The 18360-nt window shown below is 67.5% G+C and carries 17 protein-coding genes; 15 read left to right on the top strand and 2 right to left on the bottom strand.

Features of this window, described 5'->3' with window-relative positions; translation table 11 throughout:
* The first annotated feature begins 8 nt into the window (after window positions 1-8).
* The 8 genes from VHP37_04535 (at window position 9) to VHP37_04500 (ending at window position 9713) form a co-directional block, all read left to right on the top strand.
* Window positions 9-998 (top strand): D-glycerate dehydrogenase, encoded by a 990-nt coding sequence (locus tag VHP37_04535; protein HEX2825590.1) that lies wholly within the window; start codon window positions 9-11, stop codon window positions 996-998.
* Between the two features lie 139 nt (window positions 999-1137).
* Window positions 1138-2433: an amidase gene (locus tag VHP37_04530; protein HEX2825589.1), complete on the top strand. Its 1296-nt coding sequence runs from the start codon at window positions 1138-1140 to the stop codon at window positions 2431-2433.
* A gap of 37 nt (window positions 2434-2470) precedes the next feature.
* Window positions 2471-3421 carry an AEC family transporter gene (locus tag VHP37_04525; GenBank protein ID HEX2825588.1) on the top strand — a complete coding sequence of 317 codons (951 nt, stop codon included), beginning with the start codon at window positions 2471-2473 and terminating at the stop codon, window positions 3419-3421.
* A gap of 4 nt (window positions 3422-3425) precedes the next feature.
* Window positions 3426-4307: an NAD(P)-dependent oxidoreductase gene (locus VHP37_04520; protein ID HEX2825587.1), complete on the top strand. Its 882-nt coding sequence runs from the start codon at window positions 3426-3428 to the stop codon at window positions 4305-4307.
* On the top strand, window positions 4304-5281 hold the full coding sequence (locus VHP37_04515; GenBank protein HEX2825586.1) for a CoA ester lyase: 978 nt from the start codon (window positions 4304-4306) through the stop codon (window positions 5279-5281). Before VHP37_04520 ends, VHP37_04515 begins: the two co-directional genes overlap by 4 nt.
* A 170-nt stretch (window positions 5282-5451) precedes the next feature.
* Window positions 5452-8325 carry an EAL domain-containing protein gene (locus VHP37_04510; protein HEX2825585.1) on the top strand — a complete coding sequence of 958 codons (2874 nt, stop codon included), beginning with the start codon at window positions 5452-5454 and terminating at the stop codon, window positions 8323-8325.
* Window positions 8326-8450: 125 nt separating this feature from the next.
* The gene (locus tag VHP37_04505; protein ID HEX2825584.1) at window positions 8451-8879 is read left to right on the top strand and encodes a CBS domain-containing protein; all 429 of its coding nucleotides are present in this window, start codon (window positions 8451-8453) and stop codon (window positions 8877-8879) included.
* 90 nt (window positions 8880-8969) lie between these two features.
* Window positions 8970-9713, top strand: coding sequence for a molybdopterin-binding protein (locus tag VHP37_04500; protein ID HEX2825583.1), 744 nt, complete (start codon window positions 8970-8972; stop codon window positions 9711-9713).
* Window positions 9714-9764: 51 nt separating this feature from the next.
* On the opposite strand, the gene VHP37_04495 is transcribed toward VHP37_04500, so the two are convergent.
* On the bottom strand, window positions 9765-10319 hold the full coding sequence (locus VHP37_04495) for a phasin family protein (protein ID HEX2825582.1): 555 nt from the start codon (window positions 10317-10319) through the stop codon (window positions 9765-9767).
* Between the two features lie 146 nt (window positions 10320-10465).
* Between VHP37_04495 and VHP37_04490 the strand changes: the two genes are divergently transcribed.
* The 7 genes from VHP37_04490 to VHP37_04460 all read left to right on the top strand — a co-directional run bounded on the left by VHP37_04490 (window position 10466) and on the right by VHP37_04460 (window position 17119).
* Window positions 10466-11608 carry an ABC transporter permease gene (locus VHP37_04490; GenBank protein HEX2825581.1) on the top strand — a complete coding sequence of 381 codons (1143 nt, stop codon included), beginning with the start codon at window positions 10466-10468 and terminating at the stop codon, window positions 11606-11608.
* A complete protein-coding gene (locus tag VHP37_04485) occupies window positions 11605-12381 on the top strand; it encodes an ATP-binding cassette domain-containing protein (protein HEX2825580.1) in 777 nt (258 codons plus the stop codon). The genes VHP37_04490 and VHP37_04485 overlap by 4 nt, the downstream gene beginning before the upstream one ends.
* Window position 12382: 1 nt before the next feature.
* Window positions 12383-13411 (top strand): MlaD family protein, encoded by a 1029-nt coding sequence (locus tag VHP37_04480; protein ID HEX2825579.1) that lies wholly within the window; start codon window positions 12383-12385, stop codon window positions 13409-13411.
* A 3-nt stretch (window positions 13412-13414) separates the two neighbouring features.
* The gene (locus VHP37_04475) at window positions 13415-14026 is read left to right on the top strand and encodes an ABC-type transport auxiliary lipoprotein family protein (GenBank protein HEX2825578.1); all 612 of its coding nucleotides are present in this window, start codon (window positions 13415-13417) and stop codon (window positions 14024-14026) included.
* Window positions 14023-14361, top strand: coding sequence for a histidine triad nucleotide-binding protein (locus tag VHP37_04470; protein HEX2825577.1), 339 nt, complete (start codon window positions 14023-14025; stop codon window positions 14359-14361). Before VHP37_04475 ends, VHP37_04470 begins: the two co-directional genes overlap by 4 nt.
* 74 nt (window positions 14362-14435) lie before the next feature.
* Window positions 14436-14903: a (2Fe-2S)-binding protein gene (locus tag VHP37_04465; GenBank protein HEX2825576.1), complete on the top strand. Its 468-nt coding sequence runs from the start codon at window positions 14436-14438 to the stop codon at window positions 14901-14903.
* The gene (locus VHP37_04460; GenBank protein HEX2825575.1) at window positions 14900-17119 is read left to right on the top strand and encodes a molybdopterin cofactor-binding domain-containing protein; all 2220 of its coding nucleotides are present in this window, start codon (window positions 14900-14902) and stop codon (window positions 17117-17119) included. The genes VHP37_04465 and VHP37_04460 overlap by 4 nt, the downstream gene beginning before the upstream one ends.
* A 129-nt stretch (window positions 17120-17248) precedes the next feature.
* Here the strand turns inward: VHP37_04460 and VHP37_04455 are convergent, their stop codons facing one another.
* The gene (locus tag VHP37_04455; protein ID HEX2825574.1) at window positions 17249-18334 is read right to left on the bottom strand and encodes a Gfo/Idh/MocA family oxidoreductase; all 1086 of its coding nucleotides are present in this window, start codon (window positions 18332-18334) and stop codon (window positions 17249-17251) included.
* Window positions 18335-18360 lie beyond the last annotated feature (26 nt).

Raw genomic sequence — 18360 nt, 5'->3', positions numbered from 1 at the left:
GTGAACGGGTGGGCAAGAAGCCGAAGGTGTTGGTGACGCGCGAAGTCTTCGATGAAACCGTCGAATTTCTCGCGCAGCATTGTGAAGTGGAAGCGAACCAGGAGGACGTCGCGTTGACGCCGGACGCGCTCGTGCAGCGCGCGAAGGACAAGGACGCGATCGTCTGCAGCCTCACGGACAGGATCGACGCCGCGCTGATCGCGAGCTGTCCGAATCTGAAAGTCGTCGCCAATATCGCGGTCGGCTACAACAACATCGACGTCGCGGCGTGCACCGCGCGCGGCGTGCTGGCGACGAACACGCCGGGGGTGCTCGACGACAGCACCGCCGACCTCGCGTGGACGCTCATGCTGGGAGCGGCGCGGCGCATCACCGAGGTCGAGCGCTACGTGCGCAACGGCGACTGGACCGGATGGCGGCTCAAACAGTTGCTCGGCGTCGACGTGCACCACGCCACGCTCGGGATCGTCGGCATGGGCCGCATCGGGCAGGCGATCGCCAGGCGCGCGGGCGGCTTCGACATGCGAGTGATCTATCACAACCGCAAGCGCGTCGAGCCGGACATCGAGGCGAAGCTCAATGCGACGCTCGTGAGCCTGGACGACCTGCTGCGCCAGTCCGATTTCGTCGTGCTCCAGGTGCCGTATTCGCCCGAGACGCACCACCTCATCGGCGCGGCGGAGCTCGCGAAGATGAAGCCGTCGGCGATCCTCATCAACTCCACGCGCGGCGGCGTGGTCGACGACGCCGCGCTGATCGAGGCGCTGAAGCAGGGTACGATCCGCGCCGCGGGCCTCGACGTGTTCGAGAACGAGCCGAAGCTCAATCCCGCATTCCTCGACCTCGACAACGTCGTCCTCGCGCCGCACGTCGGCAGCTCCACCGAAGCCACGCGCCGCGCGATGGCGATGACCGCCGCGAAGAACGCGGTCGCCGCGCTGACGGGTGCGACTCCACCCAATCTGATCAACCCCGAAGCACGTCAAAAGCATAATTAACCGCAAAGGACGCAAAGGACGCAAAGGTTTGCAGCGGTCGGTGCGCACTTGAGCACGATGCTTTGCAGCAGTCGATCCCGCGTGCGATCGGTTTGGCTTTCCTTTGCGTCCTTTGCGTCCTTTGCGGTCCAAGCTTTTTATGGATTTGTGGAATCTGACGCTGCGTGAACTGGCCGCCGGGGTGCGCGAGAAGCGCCACACCGCGGCGGAGGTCGCGCGGGCGCACGCGGCGCGGATCGACGCGCTCGAGCCGAAGGTGAAGGCGTGGGTCGCGCTCGATGCCGAGCGGGCGATCGCGCGCGCGGAGGTCCTCGACAGCACCGGGCCGCTGGCCGGCGTGCCGCTGGCGATCAAGGACATCATCGACGTCGCAGGCCTGCCGACGCGCTGCGGCTCGCCGATCTACGAGTCCGCCGCGGTAGCAAAGCGCTCCGCGGCGTGCGTCACCGCGCTGGAGAACGCCGGCGGGGTGATCTTCGGCAAGTCGGTCACGACCGAGTTCGCGTACTACACTCCGCGCAAGACGCGCAATCCGTGGAACCTGAAGCACACGCCGGGCGGATCCTCGATGGGCTCGGCGGCCGCCGTCGCCTGCGGCATGGTCGCCGGCGCGCTCGGCACGCAGACCAACGGATCGGTGATCCGGCCCGCGGCGTTCTGCGGCGTCGTCGGCTTCAAGCCGAGCTTCGGAGCCATCTCCAACGACGGCACGATGGACCCGTGGCCGACGCTCGATCACACCGGGGTCTTCGCGCGCAACGTCGCCGACGCGGCGACGCTGGCGGCTGTCGTCGCCGCAGATGTGAGCGCCGCGGTGGCCCCGCCGCGCGAGCCGCCGAGAATCGCGGTGGTGCGCACGCCGGTCTGGCCCGCGGCGACCGCCGCGCAGCGCGAGATGCTCGCGGGCAACGCCGATGCGTTCGAGCGCGCCGGCGCGAAGATCGACGAGTTGGAGCTTCCGGCCGCGTTCGAGGGCGCGCTCGAAGTGCATCGCACGATCCTCGCGTACGAAGGCGCGAAGTACTTCGGGCCCCTGCAGGAGAAGCACGCGCTCGACATGGGGGCGCAGATCAACGCGCTCATCGACTACGGCATGAAGATCGAAGAGGCCGCCTATCGCGAAGCGCTGGCCGCGGCGGCGGCGCTACGCGAAACCTTCGCCCGCACGTACGACGGTTACGATGCGATCGTCACGCCGCCGTCGACGGGCGAAGCGCCGGCCACGCTGGCCGAGACCGGCAGCCCCGCGTTCTGCACGATCTGGACGCTCCTCGGCGTGCCCGCGATCGCGATCCCGGTCGCGCTCGGAGCTGCGGGCCTGCCGCTCGGGCTGCAGATCGTCGGCCGTCACGCCGAGGACGACCGCGTGCTCGCGGTCGCCGCGTGGTGCGAGGGGCTCCTCGGCGGCGCGGTGAGGACGCCGGTCACGCCTTGAGCGGCATCGAGAGCACGGCCCGGCCGCTACCCGCAGCATGACGCAGCTCTTCAACCTGATGGTGCAGGTGATGCTGCCGCTCGGGCTGCTCGTCGCCGCGGGCGCGTTCTGGCCGCGCTTCTTCGCCGACGCCGAGGTGGCGGTGCTGCGCATGCAGTTGAACCGCCTCGTGATGTACGTGTTCTACCCCTGCATCCTGTTCGCGGTGTCCGCGACGACGCCGATCGACCGCGATCTGCTCTCGGTGCCGCTCCTGGTCGGCATCGGCACGCTGATCTCGGGCGCCCTGCTGTATATCCTGCTGTACGTCCTGCCGATCTGGCGCCTCACCGATCCGACGCGCGCCTCGCTCATGCTCGCCGGCATGTTCGGCAACACCTTCAACATCGGCGTGCCGGTGCTGATCTTCTTCTACGGCCGCGAAGCGACGCGCTACGCGGTGTTCAACGACATGCTGATGACCATGCCGCTGGTGTGGAGCCTGGGGGTGTGGATCGCGACGCGGTTCGGCTCTCACGACAAGAACGTGAAGCACGCGCCGGTGTGGCGGGTCATGCTCGCGATGCCGCCGATCTGGGCGTTCATCCTCGGCACCGTGGCGCAACTGCTCGACATCGCTTACGCGCCGCTCGTGACCGCCGCGCGCTTCATCGGCCAGGCGACGATCCCGGTCATCCTCTTCGTGCTCGGCCTCACCATCCCGTGGCGGCGCCTCGCGCCGCGTCCGGAGATCCTCGGCGCCGCGGCAGTCAAGCTGGTCGCGACGCCCCTCATCGTGTGGGGCATCGTGCACGCGTTCTACGATCGGCCGGGGGAGGCGCAGCTCGCCTCGGTGGTGGAAGGCGCGACGCCGTCGATGATGACCGCGCTCCTGCTGGCGGACCGGTTCCGGCTGGATGCCGCGGCGGCCGCGTTGCTGATCGGCTGGAGCACGATATTGTTCTGGATCACGCTGCCGGTGTTGATGGCGATGGGATTGATAAGGTGACGACATGAAACTGGGATTCATAGGACTGGGTGTGATGGGGCGCCCGATGGCGCTGCACCTGATGAAGCACGGCCACGAGATGGCGGTGTACGCGAGGCGCGCGGCGTCGGCGGAGCCGCTCATCAAAGCGGGGGCGCGCGCGTTCGCGACGCCTCGCGATGTGGCGCAGAACGCCGAAGTGATCTTCACCATGGTGACGACCTCGAGCGACGTCGAAGCGGTCGCGCTCGGGCCGGACGGCATCGCTGCCGGTGCACGCGCGGGATCGATCCTCGTCGATATGGAGACGATCTCGCCCGCAGTCGCGCGCAGCGTCGGCCAGCGGCTCGCCGAAAAAGGCATCGACATGCTGGACGCGCCGGTGTCCGGCGGTCCGGCGGGCGCCGAAGGCGCGACGCTCTCGATCATGGTCGGCGGCAAGCCGCACGTGTTCGAGAAAGTGAAGCCGCTCTTCGAGTGTCTCGGCAAGACGATCGTCCACGTCGGCGACAGCGGCGCGGGACAGACGACCAAAGCGTGCAATCAGCTCGCGCTGCTCGTCGCCGCCCAGGGCGTGGCCGAAGCGCTGTCGCTCGCCAGGGCGACCGGCATCGACCCCGGGAAAGTGCGGGAGGTGATGATGGGCGGCGTCGCCGCGAGCCGCGTGCTCGACCTCTTCGGCAAGCGCATGGTCGAGCGCGACTTCGCCGCAGGCATCGAAGCGCGGCTCTATCACAAGGACCTCGACATCGTGCTCGGTCTCGCGCACGGTCTTGGACAGGCCGCACCCGCGGGAGCGGTCGTCATGCAGCACATCAACGCGATGATGGGACGCGGCGACGGCGGCCGCGATCTGTCGGCGATCATCGAGGTGATCGAAGCGATGTCGCAAAGGAGCGCCCGATGAGCTTCACCCAGCACGAGATGAGAACCCCGCGCCTCACGCGCTCCGAATTGATCGTCCCGGGCGCGTCGGTCGCGCTCTTCGAAAAAGCCGCGCGCTCGGCGGCGGACGTAGTCATCATCGATCTCGAGGACGCGGTCGCCCCCGACGACAAAGCGGCGGCGCGCAGGAACGTCATCGCGGCGCTCAACGACGTCGACTGGGGTCACAAGACGATGGGCGTGCGCATCAACGGGCTCGACACGCACTGGATGTATCGCGACGTCATCGAGGTGGTCGAAGCATGCCCGCGGCTCGACCTTCTTTCGATCCCGAAGATCGGCGTCCCGGCGGACGTGTATGCGCTCGACATGCTGGTGACGCAGATCGAGCAGTCGTTGCAGCGGGAGAAGACAGTCGGTTTCGAGATCCTGATCGAGACCGCGCTCGGGCTGGCGAACGTGGAAGCGATCGCGCAGTCGAGCGTGCGGCTGGAAGCGATCTGCTTCGGCGCGGGCGATTTCGCCGCGTCGACGCGCGCGCGCACGACGGGTATAGGGGGACTTCATCACGATTATGGCGTGTTGTCCGATCGCGATGACGATGGCAAGCGCACCTACAATCAGGCCGATCCGTGGCATTACGCGCAGGCGCGGGTGCTCGTCGCGTGCCGTGCCTATGGCTTAAGGCCTATAGACGGCGTGTACGGCGACTTCAAGGACGCCGAAGGTTTCCTGTCGGCTTCGAAGCGAGTCGCCGCGATGGGCTATGACGGCAAGTGGGCGATCCATCCGACGCAAGTGTCGCCGCTCAACGAAGTGTTCAGTCCCGCAGAGGACGAAGTGCTGCGTGCACGCCGCATCGTGGACGCGATGTCGGAGGCTGCCTTACAAGGTAAAGGCGCGGTGCAGATCGACGGCAAGCTCGTCGACATCGCGAACATACGCATGGCACAGACAGTGATCGCGAGAGCCGATGCGATACGCGCTCGTGCGTGATGCCGGCGTATCGCGGCGCTCTTTTTTCGTGTCACAATCCGGCAGCACCCTGAAGCTAGCGGCGTCCAACAACTCAGATGGGTGAGGGAGACACGTCACCTGCGGCACCTTCCCCCGACTCGATCGGGGTCCCGGCATTCACCCGGGCGGAAGCGATATACGCCGAGCAGGTGAATCAGCTCTACCGCTTTTCCCGCTCCATCTACGGCGCATCGCTCCTCGCCGGCACGGTCGTCGTCGCAGCGCTGTGGGACGTCGTTCCCGCCGTCAGCCTGTCCTTGTGGGCCGCGATGCTCGTAGTCGTCCACGGCACCCGCTACCTGCTCTACCGTTCGTATCTCGCGAAGCAGCCCGCGCCGGCCGAGGCACGCAAATGGTGCGGATACTTCGTCACCGGCGCGGTCGCCGGCGGAGCGGCGTGGGGCGTGCTCGGCTCGGCGCTGTATCCCGCGCCGGCGATGGCACAGGAATTCCTCGTCATCTTCATCGTCGGCGGCATGGTGATCACCGCCTGCCTGGTGCTGTCCCCGATCAACAACGCCTTCCTGGCGTTTCTGGTACCGGCGCTCGTGCCGACCATACCGGCGGTCTTCCTCCAGGGCACCTGGGTCCATTTCTACATGGGCGTCATGCTGCTCGTGCTGATGGTCGTGCTGCTCGGCACCGGCCCCCGCGTCTCCGAGATGATCCGCGGCGCGATCGCGATGAAGTTCGAGAACAACGAGCTCCTCGCCCAGCTTTCGGAAAGCCACGCCGCTTCGCGCGTCGCGAATCTCAAGCTCAACGAGCAGGTCTACGCCCAGCGCGTGATGGGCGAGGAGCTGCGGCAGGCATCGCAGAAGCTCGGTGCGCTGATCGAGGCCTCGCCCCTGGCGATCATCGTGCGTGACGTCGAAGGCCACGTCGAGAGCTGGAACGCCGCGGCGGAGCGCATCTTCGGCTGGACTTTCGACGAGGTGCGCGGCGAGCTCGTGCCTTACCGTTCCGCCGACTCCGAGGCCGCCGAGACCGCGTTCAGGACGAAAGTGCTGGCGGGCGAGAGCGTGGCCGGCATCGAATCGCCGGTCGTCACCCGCCACGGCAAGCGGATCGATGTCGCGGTGTCGGGCGCCCGCATCCACGACGTCACCGGACGGCCGACCGGCTATCTCACCCTCATCGCGGACATCACCGAGCGCCGCCGCGCCGAGCAGCAGCAGGCCGTGATCAGCCGCATCGCGATGGTGCTCACCGAAGCGAACAGCGCCGAAGACGCCATCCCGCGCGTGCTGCAGACGATGTGCGAAGCGTTCGGCTTCGCCTGCGGCGTGCGCTGGGTGCTCGACCGCCAGAACCTGCTGTTGCGCTGCGCCGAATCGTGGTCGCTGCCTTCGCCCGAGCTCGACACCTTTCGCGAGCATTGCAAGATGCGCCTGGGGCGGCCGGGCAAGGACCAGGGCATCGGGCAGCGCGTCTGGGATACGGGAGCCCCGGTATGGGTGTCCGATCTCGCCGCCGAAGCCGGGATCGGCCGCCGCGATGCCGCGGCCGCGGCGGGTCTCAATTGCGCTTTCGCGTTTCCGCTGCGCGTGGGCGGCGACTTCTACGGGGTCATGGAGTTCTTCGGGCGCGCCACCCGCGAGCCGGACGAGGCGGTGCTCCAGGTGGCGCAGACGCTCTCGTCGCACATCGGCCAGTTCATCGCGCGCAAGGCGATCGAGCGCAACCTGCAGTTCGTCGCGAGCCACGATGCCCTGACCGGGCTGTTCAACCGCTCGATGTTCAGCGAGCGCCTCCAGCAGGCGCTGGCGCAGGCGCATCGTCACGACCGGCGCCTCGCGGTCCTGTTCATCGACCTCGACGGCTTCAAGACCATCAACGACACGCTCGGTCACGACGCGGGCGACGTGCTGCTCGCGGACCTCGCGAACCGTCTGCGCGTGTGCATGCGCGAAGGCGATACGCTGGGCCGCATGGGCGGCGACGAGTTCGTGGTCCTGATCGAAGGCTACGACGAGGACACCCAGCTTCTGGAAGTGGCGCGCAAGGTGCTGGACACCGCCGCCGAGCCTTTCCTGCTGCGCGACGGCGAGTACCGCATCACCGCGAGCGTCGGCATCGCCGCGTATCCCCAGGACGGCGAGGACGCGCACGACCTGCTCAAGAACGCCGACATCGCGATGTATCGCGCCAAGGAGCACGGCAAGAACAATTACCAGTTCCATTCGCCAGAGATGAACACGCACCTCGTGGAGCGCGTCGCCAAGGAAAAGGCGCTGCGCCGCGCGCTGGAGCAGGGCGAGCTCGCGCTGTACTACCAGCCGATCGTCAGCGTGGAAGACCGGCGCGTGCTGAGCGTCGAAGCGCTGGTGCGCTGGCGCCATCCATCACAAGGCTTGATCGGTGCGCCCGAATTCGTGCCGATCGCCGAGGATGCCGGGCTTTTCATCGAGATCGGGCACTGGGTGCTGACGCAGGCGTGCGCGCAGATGCAGGCGTGGAAGACCGCCGGCGCGGCCGCGCCGCGCATCGCGCTGAACCTCTCGATGCGCCAGTTCGCGCAGGACGACCTCGTCGAGCGCCTGCGCGAGGCCGCGCATGCCGCCGGGATAGAGCCGCGCTACCTCGAAGTCGAGCTCACCGAAAGCGCGCTGATGCGGCACGCCGATCGCGCGGCCAAGCTCCTCAAGCACCTGAAGGATATCGGGGTGCGCATCGTCGTCGACGATTTCGGCACCGGCCACTCGTCGCTCGGCTGCCTCAAGCGCTTCCCGGTCGATGCGGTGAAGATCGACCGCTCGCTCATCGGCATGCTGCCGGCCGCGCCGGACGCGGTGGAGCTCACGCGCGCGGTCATCGGCATGGCGCGCAGCCTGAAGCTGCAGGTGATCGCCGAGGGTGTGGAGACGCGCCAGCAATGGGATTTCCTGCGCGAGCACGCGTGCGACGCGATGCAGGGCAACCACTTCTGTGCGCCCGCGCCGGCCGATGCGCTCGCCGCGATGCTCGCGGAGCGCGCGCCGGACGTGCCGCGCACCCTGAACGTTCAGCCGTTCAGAGCTTGAGCCGCCGGTGCTACACTGGCGGCAGTGTTAAGTGTTTAGTGTTAGGTGCTTAGTGCTGAACGGCACGGTTTTTTCTCTCAACACTCACAGCTCGACACTCGACACTGGTCCATGGAGGTCGCCGTATGAAAAGCCTCAACCAGCTCCTCGCCGCCAAAGGCGGTCAGGTCTATTCGATACGCCCCGACGCGACGGTGCTCGACGCGCTGAAGCTCATGGCGCAGAAAGACGTCGGCGCGCTGCTCGTCATTGAAGGCACGCGCCTCGCCGGCATCATGTCCGAGCGCGATTACGCGCGTAAGGTCATCCTGCAGGGCAAGTCGTCGCAGGACATGGCGGTGCGCGACATCATGACCGCCGACGTGGTCAGGGTCGATCCGTCCAAAACGGTCGAGGAGTGCATGGGCCTCATGACCCAGCGCCGGGTCCGTCACCTGCCGGTCTGCGAGGGCGACAAGCTCATCGGGCTCGTCTCTATCGGCGACCTAGTCAAGGAAGTCATCGCCGAGCAGGAGCAGACCATCAAGCAGCTCGAGTCGTACATACACTCGTAGCTGGCGTTACGAGCGAGTGTTCAGCGTTGAGTTTTGAGTGTTGAATGGATACAACCACTAAACACTTAACCTTCGACACTTAACACTCGAATGAAATTCGCTGCCCTCATCATCGGCGACGAGATCCTCTCCGGCAAGCGCCAGGACAAGCACCTTCCGAAGCTGATCGAGCTGCTCGCCGCACGCGGCCTCGGGCTCGCGTGGGCGCAGTATCTCGGTGACGATCCCGAGCTCATCACCGCGACGCTGAAACGCACGCTGGCCGCCGAGGACGTCGTGTTCAGCTTCGGCGGCATCGGCGCGACGCCGGACGATCACACCCGCGAGTGCGCGGCGCGCGCGGCAGGTGTCGAGTTGCGGCTGCACCCCGACGCCGAAACCGAGATACGCGCACGCTTCGGCGACGAGATCACGCCGCGGCGCCTGCAGATGGGCGAGTTCCCTGCCGGTTCTTCGATCGTCCCGAACCCGCACAACCGCATCCCCGGATTCAGCCTCGGCAACCACCATTTCGTGCCCGGTTTTCCGCAGATGGCGTGGCCGATGGTGGAATGGGTGCTGGAGAACCGCTATCGCGAGATCTTCGCGCCGGGGAGCATCGCCGAGCGCTCGATCATCGTCAGGGGCTGCGGCGAGAGCCAGCTCATCGACCTCATGAACGATTGCCTCGCGCGCTATCCGAAGCTCAAGGTCTTCAGCCTGCCGCGCATGGGCGAGCAGCGGCACGTGGAGCTCGGGGTGAGGGGAGACGCCGCGGACGTGCCCGCGGCGATCGTGATATTGCAGACGGGGGTCGATACACTCGGCTTCGCGTGGTCCGAACCGGCGGCGTAGAAAAGCAAAAAGCCCCGGCGAACCGGGGCTTTTCGTTGGAGCTGCTAAGACTTAAGCTGCTTTTTTGGCTTTTTTCGCGGCTTCGATCGTCTGGTTCGCGACCACTTCGATGTTGCTCTGGGTCGCTTCTCCGAACTGCTTGGCGACTTTGGTCAGGTTGTCGAAACCCGAGTTGACGGCGGCGAGGGTCGACTTCATCGCGGCGATCCCGACTTCCGAGCCCGCCGGCGCGCTCTTCACGATCTGGTCGAGGGCCGAGATCACCTGCTTGTTGAACTCGGTGACCTGCTCTTCGACGAGCCTGCCGAGATCCGACTGGGTCGCGGTCGCGACGTCGTAGACCTGCTTGGCGTAGGCCGTGGCTTTCTCGACCGAGGGCTGGACCAGCGTGTCCTTGAGGGCGGCGAACTGCTCGAAGTCGCGGACCGAGGCCAGGGCCTTGGCGCCTTCGAAGCTCTCGCTCAGGGCGCTCTTGGCGGTCTTGAGCTGCAGGTCGATCAGGCGCTCGGCGCCTTCCAGCGCCACGCCGGCGAAGCGCAGGGCCGCGTCGATGTTGGCTTTGTTCAGGGCGATCAGCTGTTCGGGGGTCTGATACAGGGACGACATGGCGACTCCTTCAGGGCGGTGGGGGTAGGGGGTTTTGCTGCAATGCACAAAAACGATTATAGGGGCTTTTCACTGGGCGTCAAGCCCTCTGGGCAAAATTTTTATTGCAGAGCGTCACAAATGTGTACCGCAATGCGGAATAAGCCGTGACAGCGCCCGCCGCAACGGACGAGGCGGCGCCGGCGATCCGCGCACCGGAGGTCAGACGCACCGGCGCGGGGTCGGTCGCGCTCGCCGGCGCCTGGACACTCCGATCGCTCCAGCCGCGGCTGCGTGAGCTCGAGCAGGCGCTCTCGCGCGTCGACGGCGGTCGCTGGGACCTGACCGGCATCGACACCCTGGACCACACCGGGGCGCTCCTGCTGTGGCGGGCGTGGGGACGTCGCCTGCCCGACGCCGCGGAGGTCCGGCCCGAGCACAGCGCGCTGTTCGAGCGGCTCGAAGCCCGGGAGCCGCGCCCGATCCGGCGCGGGCGCCGCCGCTTCATAGGACCGATCGAGGCCCTGGGCCGGGCGATGATCGGCTTCTCGCGCAACCTCGCCGGCATGACGGTGCTCCTGGGACGCGTCGCCCTGGAAGTCCTGGGGCTGGTACACCATCCCACCCGCACCCCGTGGCGCGAGATCTCGGCGAACATCTATCGCACCGGCGCGCAGGCCCTCGGCATCACCGCACTGGTCGGTTTTCTCGTGGGCGTGGTGCTGTCCTATCTTTCGGCGCAGCAGCTTCGCAACTTCGGCGCGGATGTCTACATCGTCAACCTGCTGGGCGTGGCGATCGTGCGCGAGCTGGGGCCGGTGCTCGCCGCCATCCTCGTCGCCGGGCGTTCGGGCTCGGCCATGACGGCGCAGATCGGCGTCATGCGCGTGACCGAGGAACTCGACGCGCTGGCGGTCATGGGCATACCGCACACCCTGCGCCTCGTGCTGCCGAAGACGATCGCGCTGGCGGTCGCGATGCCGCTCCTCATCCTCTGGACCAACGCGATCGCCCTGATCGGCGGCATGGTGTGCGCGCAGTTCCAGCTCGGCATCGACTGGCGCTACTTCCTGGCCAACCTGCCGGCGGCGGTGCCGATCTCCAACCTGTATCTGGGCTTGGCGAAAGGGGTTGTGTTTGGCATATTCATCGCGCTGACCGCGTGCCACTTCGGCCTCAGGGTGAAACCGAACACCGAGAGCCTGGGCGAAGGCACCACCAATTCGGTCGTCACCGCGATCACGCTGGTCATCGTGATCGACGCGGTCTTCGCGGTGCTGTTCCGCAACGTCGGGAGCTTTCTCAGTTGACCGAAGCGGTCATCGAAGTGCGCAATCTCTGGAGCCAGTTCGGGCGCCAGGTGGTCCATCGCGACCTCTCGCTCGCTGTCTATCGCGGCGAGATCCTGTCGCTCGTCGGCGGCTCGGGCAGCGGCAAGACGACGCTCCTGCGCCAGATGCTCGGCCTCGAGCGCCCGGCGCGCGGCGAGGTGTGCGTCTTCGGCTGCTCGCTCCATCACGGCGACGACGAAGAGATGCGGCGCCTGCGCAACCGCTGGGGCGTGCTGTTCCAGCACGGCGCGCTGTTCTCGGCGCTCACGGTCTACGAGAACGTCGCGCTGCCGCTGCGCGAGCTCAAGACGCTCGACGAAGCGCTGATCCGCGAGCTGGTGCTGCTCAAGCTGCAGTCGGTCGGTATGGACGCGTCCCAGGCGATCAAGATGCCCGCGGAGCTTTCGGGCGGCATGGTCAAGCGCGTCGCGCTCGCCCGCGCGCTCGCGCTCGAGCCGGAGCTGCTGTTCCTCGACGAGCCGACCGCGGGGCTCGATCCGGACCGCAGCGAGAGCTTCGTGCAGCTCCTGCGCGCGCTGCATCGCGAGCTCTGCCTGACGGTGGTCATGGTCACGCACGACCTCGACACGCTCGTCGCGCTCTCGCAGCGCGTCGCGGTGCTCGCCGATCAGCGGCTGGTGGCCGTCGGGCCGCTGGCCGAGGTCGCCGCGATCGACCACCCGTTCATCCGCAACTTCTTCCGCGGCGAGCGCGGACGCCGCGCGATCGAAGCGGCCGCGCAGGAAGCCTGACGTGGAAAGCCGCGCGCACGCGATCGCCGCCGGACTGTTCACCCTGCTGCTCGGGGTGGCGGTGGTGCTCGCCGCGATGTGGCTGAGCGGCGATACCTACGAGAAGGTGTACTACGTGCTCGAGTCGCGATACCCGGTCACCGGTCTGTTCGAGCAGTCGGGCGTGCGCTTTCGTGGCGTCGACGTCGGCAAGGTCACCGACATCCGTTTCGATCACGAGAATCCGCGCGTCATCCTCATCCGCGTCGGTGTACAGACGGGAACGCCGATCACGCGCGGCACGTACGCTGAGATCAGGCCCCAGGGCGTGACCGGGCTTTCGTACATCATGCTCGACGACACCGGCAAGAACCCCGAGGCGCTGCCGCCGTCCGGCGCGCGCGATACCGCGCGCATCGCGGTGCGTCCCACGCTTCTCGAAACCCTGTTCGAGTCCAGCCAGGACGCGCTCGCCGACGTGCGCGAGGTCGCACAGCGCGTGTCCGCGGTGCTGAGCGACGAGAACCGCGAGCGCCTGGGGCAGGCGCTGGTCGGGCTGCAGAAGGCGAGCGAGCGCATCGGCAACGCGAGCGACCGCATCGCGGCGGTCGCGAACGCCGCCGAGCCCGGTGTGAAGAGCCTCGCGCCGCTCATGGCCGATGCGCGCAGGACCTTGACCCAGGCCGAGACCGCGCTGGGCGAGATCACGGCGACTTCGCGCGCGCTCGCGAGCCGCATGGAAGCGGTCGATCGCGTCGCCGGCAGCGCGGAGAAAGCGACGCATTCGATCGGCTCGCTCGCCGATACCGTCGCCTCCGAATCGCTGCCGCGCATCAACCTGCTGGTCGAAGAGCTCGCGCGCACCACGCGCAGCCTCGACCGCTTCGTCGCCGATCTCAAGGAGGAGCCGCAAAGCCTGGTGTTCGGGCGCAAGGCGGGACAGCCCGGGCCGGGTGAGCGCGGTTTCGAAACGCGGGCGCGGCAGCCTGCGCCCGAAGTCCCGCGCGTCCGGCAGGTCGCGGCGGACGAAGCGTCGGTCAAAGAAAGGTAAGCGTTGCTGCGCTTCTTCGTGCTCTGTCTGATCGCGGCGACCGCCGGCTGCAGCATCAATCGCCCCGACGCGGCGCAGCCGGTGAGCTACGATCTCGGGCCGCAGCCCGCCTACACGCGCACGAATCCCGCGCTGCCGGGCGCGCTGCTCATCCCGCAGGTCGGTGCGCCGCCGTGGCTCGACGAGGACCAGATCATCTACCGCCTGCTGTACGAGGACGGTGCGCGCCCGCAAAGCTATTCGATGAGCCGCTGGACCGCCGAGCCGGCCGCCTTGCTGACCGGCCGCTTGCGCGCGCGCTTCGCCGCCGTCAGCGGCGGCGTGGTGGCGCCGGGCTACGGCGCACGCGCGGATTACACGCTCCGGGTCGAGCTCGAGGATTTCAGCCAGAGCTTCGCGCAGCCGGGCGAGAGCCGGGTGACGCTGCGTGCCCGCGCCAGCCTGCTCGCGACCCGGGAGCGCAAGCTCATCGCACAGCAGGTCTTCGACGTGCAGCGTCGCGCCGCCCCTAACGCCTCCGGCGCGGTGAAGGGGCTGACCGAGGCGACCGACGCGTTCGTGGAAGCGCTCGTGGCGTGGACGGTGCAGAATGCCGGCAGGGAGAAAGTGCAATGACGACGATATTCGGTAAGGTGATCTCGCGGGAAATACCGGCGCAGATCGTGTACGAAGACGAGCAGTGCCTCGCGTTCAGGGACATCAACCCGCAGGCGCCGACGCACGTGCTGATCATCCCCAGGAAGGAGATCCCGCGGCTGATCGACGCGACCGAGCAGGACGGCGCGCTGCTCGGGCACATGATGATCGCGGCCGGCAAGATCGCGCGCGAGCTGGGCGTCGGCGACGCATTCAGGCTCGTCGTCAACAACGGCGCCGACGCGGGCCAGAGCGTGTTCCACCTGCACATGCACATACTCGGAGGTCGGGGGTTCAAGTGGCCGCCGGGCTGAGTTCTTGACGCGAAACGCGAAGTGATCAGCGCGAAATAAAAAACTTCACTTCGCGCATCGAAGAGGAGGGGGATATGCCGCAGGACATGACGCTCAACGTCAACGGTATGACGCGCACCGTCAGGGTCGAGCCGGGGACGCCGCTGCTCTACGTGCTCCGCAACGACCTCGAGCTCAACGCGCCGCGTTTCGGCTGCGGCCTTTCCCAGTGCGGCGCATGCACCGTGCACATCGACGGCAAGCCGACGCGCTCGTGCGTCTTTCCCACGAACGCCGCGATCGGCAGGAAGGTGACCACGCTCGAAGGACTCTCGCCGGACGGCAAGCTCCATCCGCTCCAGCGGGCGTTCATCGCCGAGCAGGCCGCGCAATGCGGTTACTGCGGCAACGGCATGATCATGACCGCGAAAGCGCTGCTCGACCGCACGCCCAGGCCCACCGAAGCGCAGGTGAGGAAAGCGCTCGGCGCCAACCTCTGCCGCTGCGGCACCCACAATCGCATCGTGCGCGCGGTGCTGCGCGCGTCGAAGGAGGTCGCATGAACGCGCCCTTCGACATGAAGCGCCGCGGCTTCCTCAAATCCGCCGGCGCGCTGACGCTCGCGTTCTCGTGGTCGATTCCGGCGACGCTCGCACAGCAGCCGGCGCGGCTGCCGGGCAGCCTCGAGAACAACCGCATGCTCGACGGCTGGCTGCGCATCAACGACAACGGCACGGTCAGCGTCTACAGCGGCAAGATCGAGCTCGGGCAGGGCATACTCACCGCGCTGGCGCAGATCGCGTCCGACGAGCTCGACGTCGCGTACGAGCGCGTCGAGATGATCTCCGCCGCGACCTCGCGCTCGCCGAACGAAGGCATGACGGCCGGCAGCCAATCGGTCGAGAACAGCGGCACCGCGCTGCGTTACGCGTGCGCCGAAGCGCGCGCCCTGCTCGTCGGCGCCGCGGCGAAGAAGCTCGGTGTCGCGCCGAATGCGGTCAGCGTCGCCGACGGCGTCGTGACCGCGGGTGACAAGCGTCTCACCTACTGGGAGATCGCGCGCGACGCGGACTTCAGGCGCGAAGCGACCGCGAAGGTGCAGCCCAAGCCCGCGTCTGCGTTGAAGATGGTCGGGCAGAGCGTGCCCCGCCGCGACATTCCTCCCAAGTTCATCGGCCAGCCTGCGTACGTGCAGGACGTGCGTTTGCCCGACATGGTGTTCGGCCGCGTGGTGCGCCCGCCCGCGCCCGGTGCGCAGTTGATCTCGTGCGACGAGAAAGGCGTGCGCGCGATGCCGGGCGTGGTCGCGGTGGTGTGTGACGGCAGCTTCCTCGCCGTGGCGGCGCAGCGCGAAGAGCAGGCGATCCTCGCCGCGCGCAGCCTGCGCGAGTCGGCGAAGTGGCGCGACGGTCCCGCGCTGCCGCCCGCGGTTCCCGAGCTCTACGAGCATCTGCAGAGGCTGCCGTCCGAAGACGCGGTCGTCTTCGAGAAGAACGGCGGCGCCGGCGGGATACGCGTGTCGACGCACGAGGCGACGTACACGCGGCCGTATCAGGCGCACGCATCGATGGCGCCTTCGTGCGCGGTCGCGCAGATGAAGGACGGCAAGCTGACCGTGTGGACGCACAGCCAGGGCGTATTCCCGATGCGCGGCGACCTCGCGCGCGTGATGCGCATGCCCGAGAGCGCCATCGACGCGATCCACGTCGAAGGCGCGGGCTGCTACGGTCACAACGGCGCGGACGACGTGGCGTGCGACGCTGCGCTGCTCTCGCGCGCGACTTCGGCCAAACCGGTGAAGCTCCTGTGGTCGCGCGAAGACGAGTTCGGCTGGGAGCCGTTCGGCTCGCCCATGGTGATGAAGATGAAAGCGCGCCTCGACGAGTCCGGCAACATCGTCTCCTGGCAGCACGACGTCTGGAGCCACCCTCACAGCACGCGTCCCGGACCGCGCAACGGCAACAACCTGCTCGCGGGCTGGCACATCGCCGATCCGGTGCGGGCGCTGAAAGCGGTCAACTCGCCGCAGCCGGCGGGCGCGGCCGACCGCAACGCGGTGCCGCTGTACGACTTTCCCAATCAGCGCATCGTGCTGCATTACCTGCCCGAGATGCCGATCCGAACCTCGGCGCTGCGCACCCTGGGCGCTTATGCGAACGTCTTCGCGCTCGAATCGTTCATGGACGAGATGGCGCACGCGGCCGGCGCCGATCCGGTGGCGTTCCGGCTGAAACACCTGCGCGACGAGCGCGCGCGTGCGGTGATCGAAGCGGCGGCTGCGAAGGCGGGGTGGAAGCCCGGTCAGAAGTCCGACGGCTCGCGCGGGCGCGGCATCGCGTTCGCGAGGTACAAGAACCTCGCGTGCTACGTCGCGGTGGTCGCCGACGTCGTCGTCGACCGGCGCACGGGCAAGGTGCGCGTCGAGAAAGCGGTCGCGGCGGTCGACGCGGGACGCATCGTCAATCCCGACGGCGTCACCAACCAGATCGAAGGCGGCGTCATCCAGTCGGCGAGCTGGACGCTGAAGGAAGCAGTGAAGTTCGATGCGAGGCAGATCACCTCCCGCACCTGGGCCGAGTATCCGATCCTCACGTTCCAGGAAGTGCCCGCGGTCGAGGTCGTGCTGCTGAACCGTCCCGACGAGCGCTCGCTCGGCACCGGCGAAGGCTCGCAGGGACCGACGGTGGCGGCGATCGCGAATGCGGTGGCGAACGCCACAGGCGTTCAGCTCCGCGATCTACCGTTTACGCCGGGGAAGGTGCGGGCCGCTGTCGCGTGAAAAAGTGACGGATAAGGCGGTGACGGATAGAACGCTGACGGATAAAGCGGTGACGAAAAACCGGTTCACCCGTCACCGTCTCATCCGTCACTGATAGATCCGTCACCGCTCCACCCGTCACTTTGTCCGCTAGACCTCCAGCGGCAAGCGGACCGGCTGCCCCGTCCGCGCCGAGCGCTCGATCGCGATCGTCGTCTCGAGGTTGATCAGCGCCTGCTCGGGCGTGGTGTGCGCGGTCGGCGCGCCGGTGACGAGGTGGTCGAGCCACGCGCGGGTCTCGTTGCCGAGCGGTCCCCAGAAATCTCCGAGTGCCCAATCGCCCGCCGCGTTGGCGCCGAGGAACGCGGTCTTGAGCGTGTGCCCCGGCACGTACGGGTGCGGTATGCCGCGCTCGGAATGGAGCATGTGCTCCATGTGGTCGTCGTCGATCATCATCGTGCCTTCGGTGCCGAGCAGCTCGACACGATCGGACTGACCGAGCGTCGGATAGTTGGCGGGCAGCGCATAGTTGATGCCGAAGTTGACCACCGCACCGTCGTCGAACGTCACGATCGCCCACGTCACGTCGTGCGCGCCGTAGCCCGCCTCCCTGAAGATGCCGAACTGGCCGCGCGCGACGACTTCGACGGGCTTGCGGCCTTCGAGGAACCAGCACATGAGGTCGACGTAGTAGGTGAGCACGTCCAGCACCGGCGTCGCGTGCGGATCGCGCTTGAGGATCGAGAACGTCTGGGTGCGCGAGTTGTAGACGCGCGCGAGCCCGCCGACGATCCTGCCCAGCCGGTCCTGTGTCATCTGCTCCTTCGCGCGCAGGAAGCACTCCTTGAAGCGCCGGCTGTAGCCGATGCGCAGCTTGCCGCGGGTAGCGGCGAGCGTCTCCATGACGCGCTCGGCGTCCTTGCGCTCGAGCGCGATCGGCTTCTCGCAGAGCACCGGCTTGCCGAGCTCCAGCGCGCGGATGATCGGGTCGGCGTGCTCGCCTTCGGGCGTGGACACGAAGACCGCGTTCACCTCCGGCCGCTCGATCATCTCGAAGTTGTTCGTCGACGTGACGTCGGCGCCGGCGGTCTCGCCCAGCGCGCGCGCCTTCGCTTCGTCGAGGTCGGAGATCGCGAGGAAGCCGACGCACGGGTGCTTCGCCGCGAGCCTCGCGCGTAAGCTTCCGATGCGGCCCGCGCCGATGACGGCGACGCCGAGTTGTCCTTGTTTGTTCATTGTTGCTCCAGAAAACCACCTGCCTA

This window comes from Burkholderiales bacterium, assembly GCA_036262035.1.
Classification (GTDB): Bacteria; Pseudomonadota; Gammaproteobacteria; order Burkholderiales; family SG8-41; genus JAQGMV01.
Note: the sequence above shows the minus strand (reverse complement) of the source record. Positions and strands in the feature narration are given on the sequence as shown.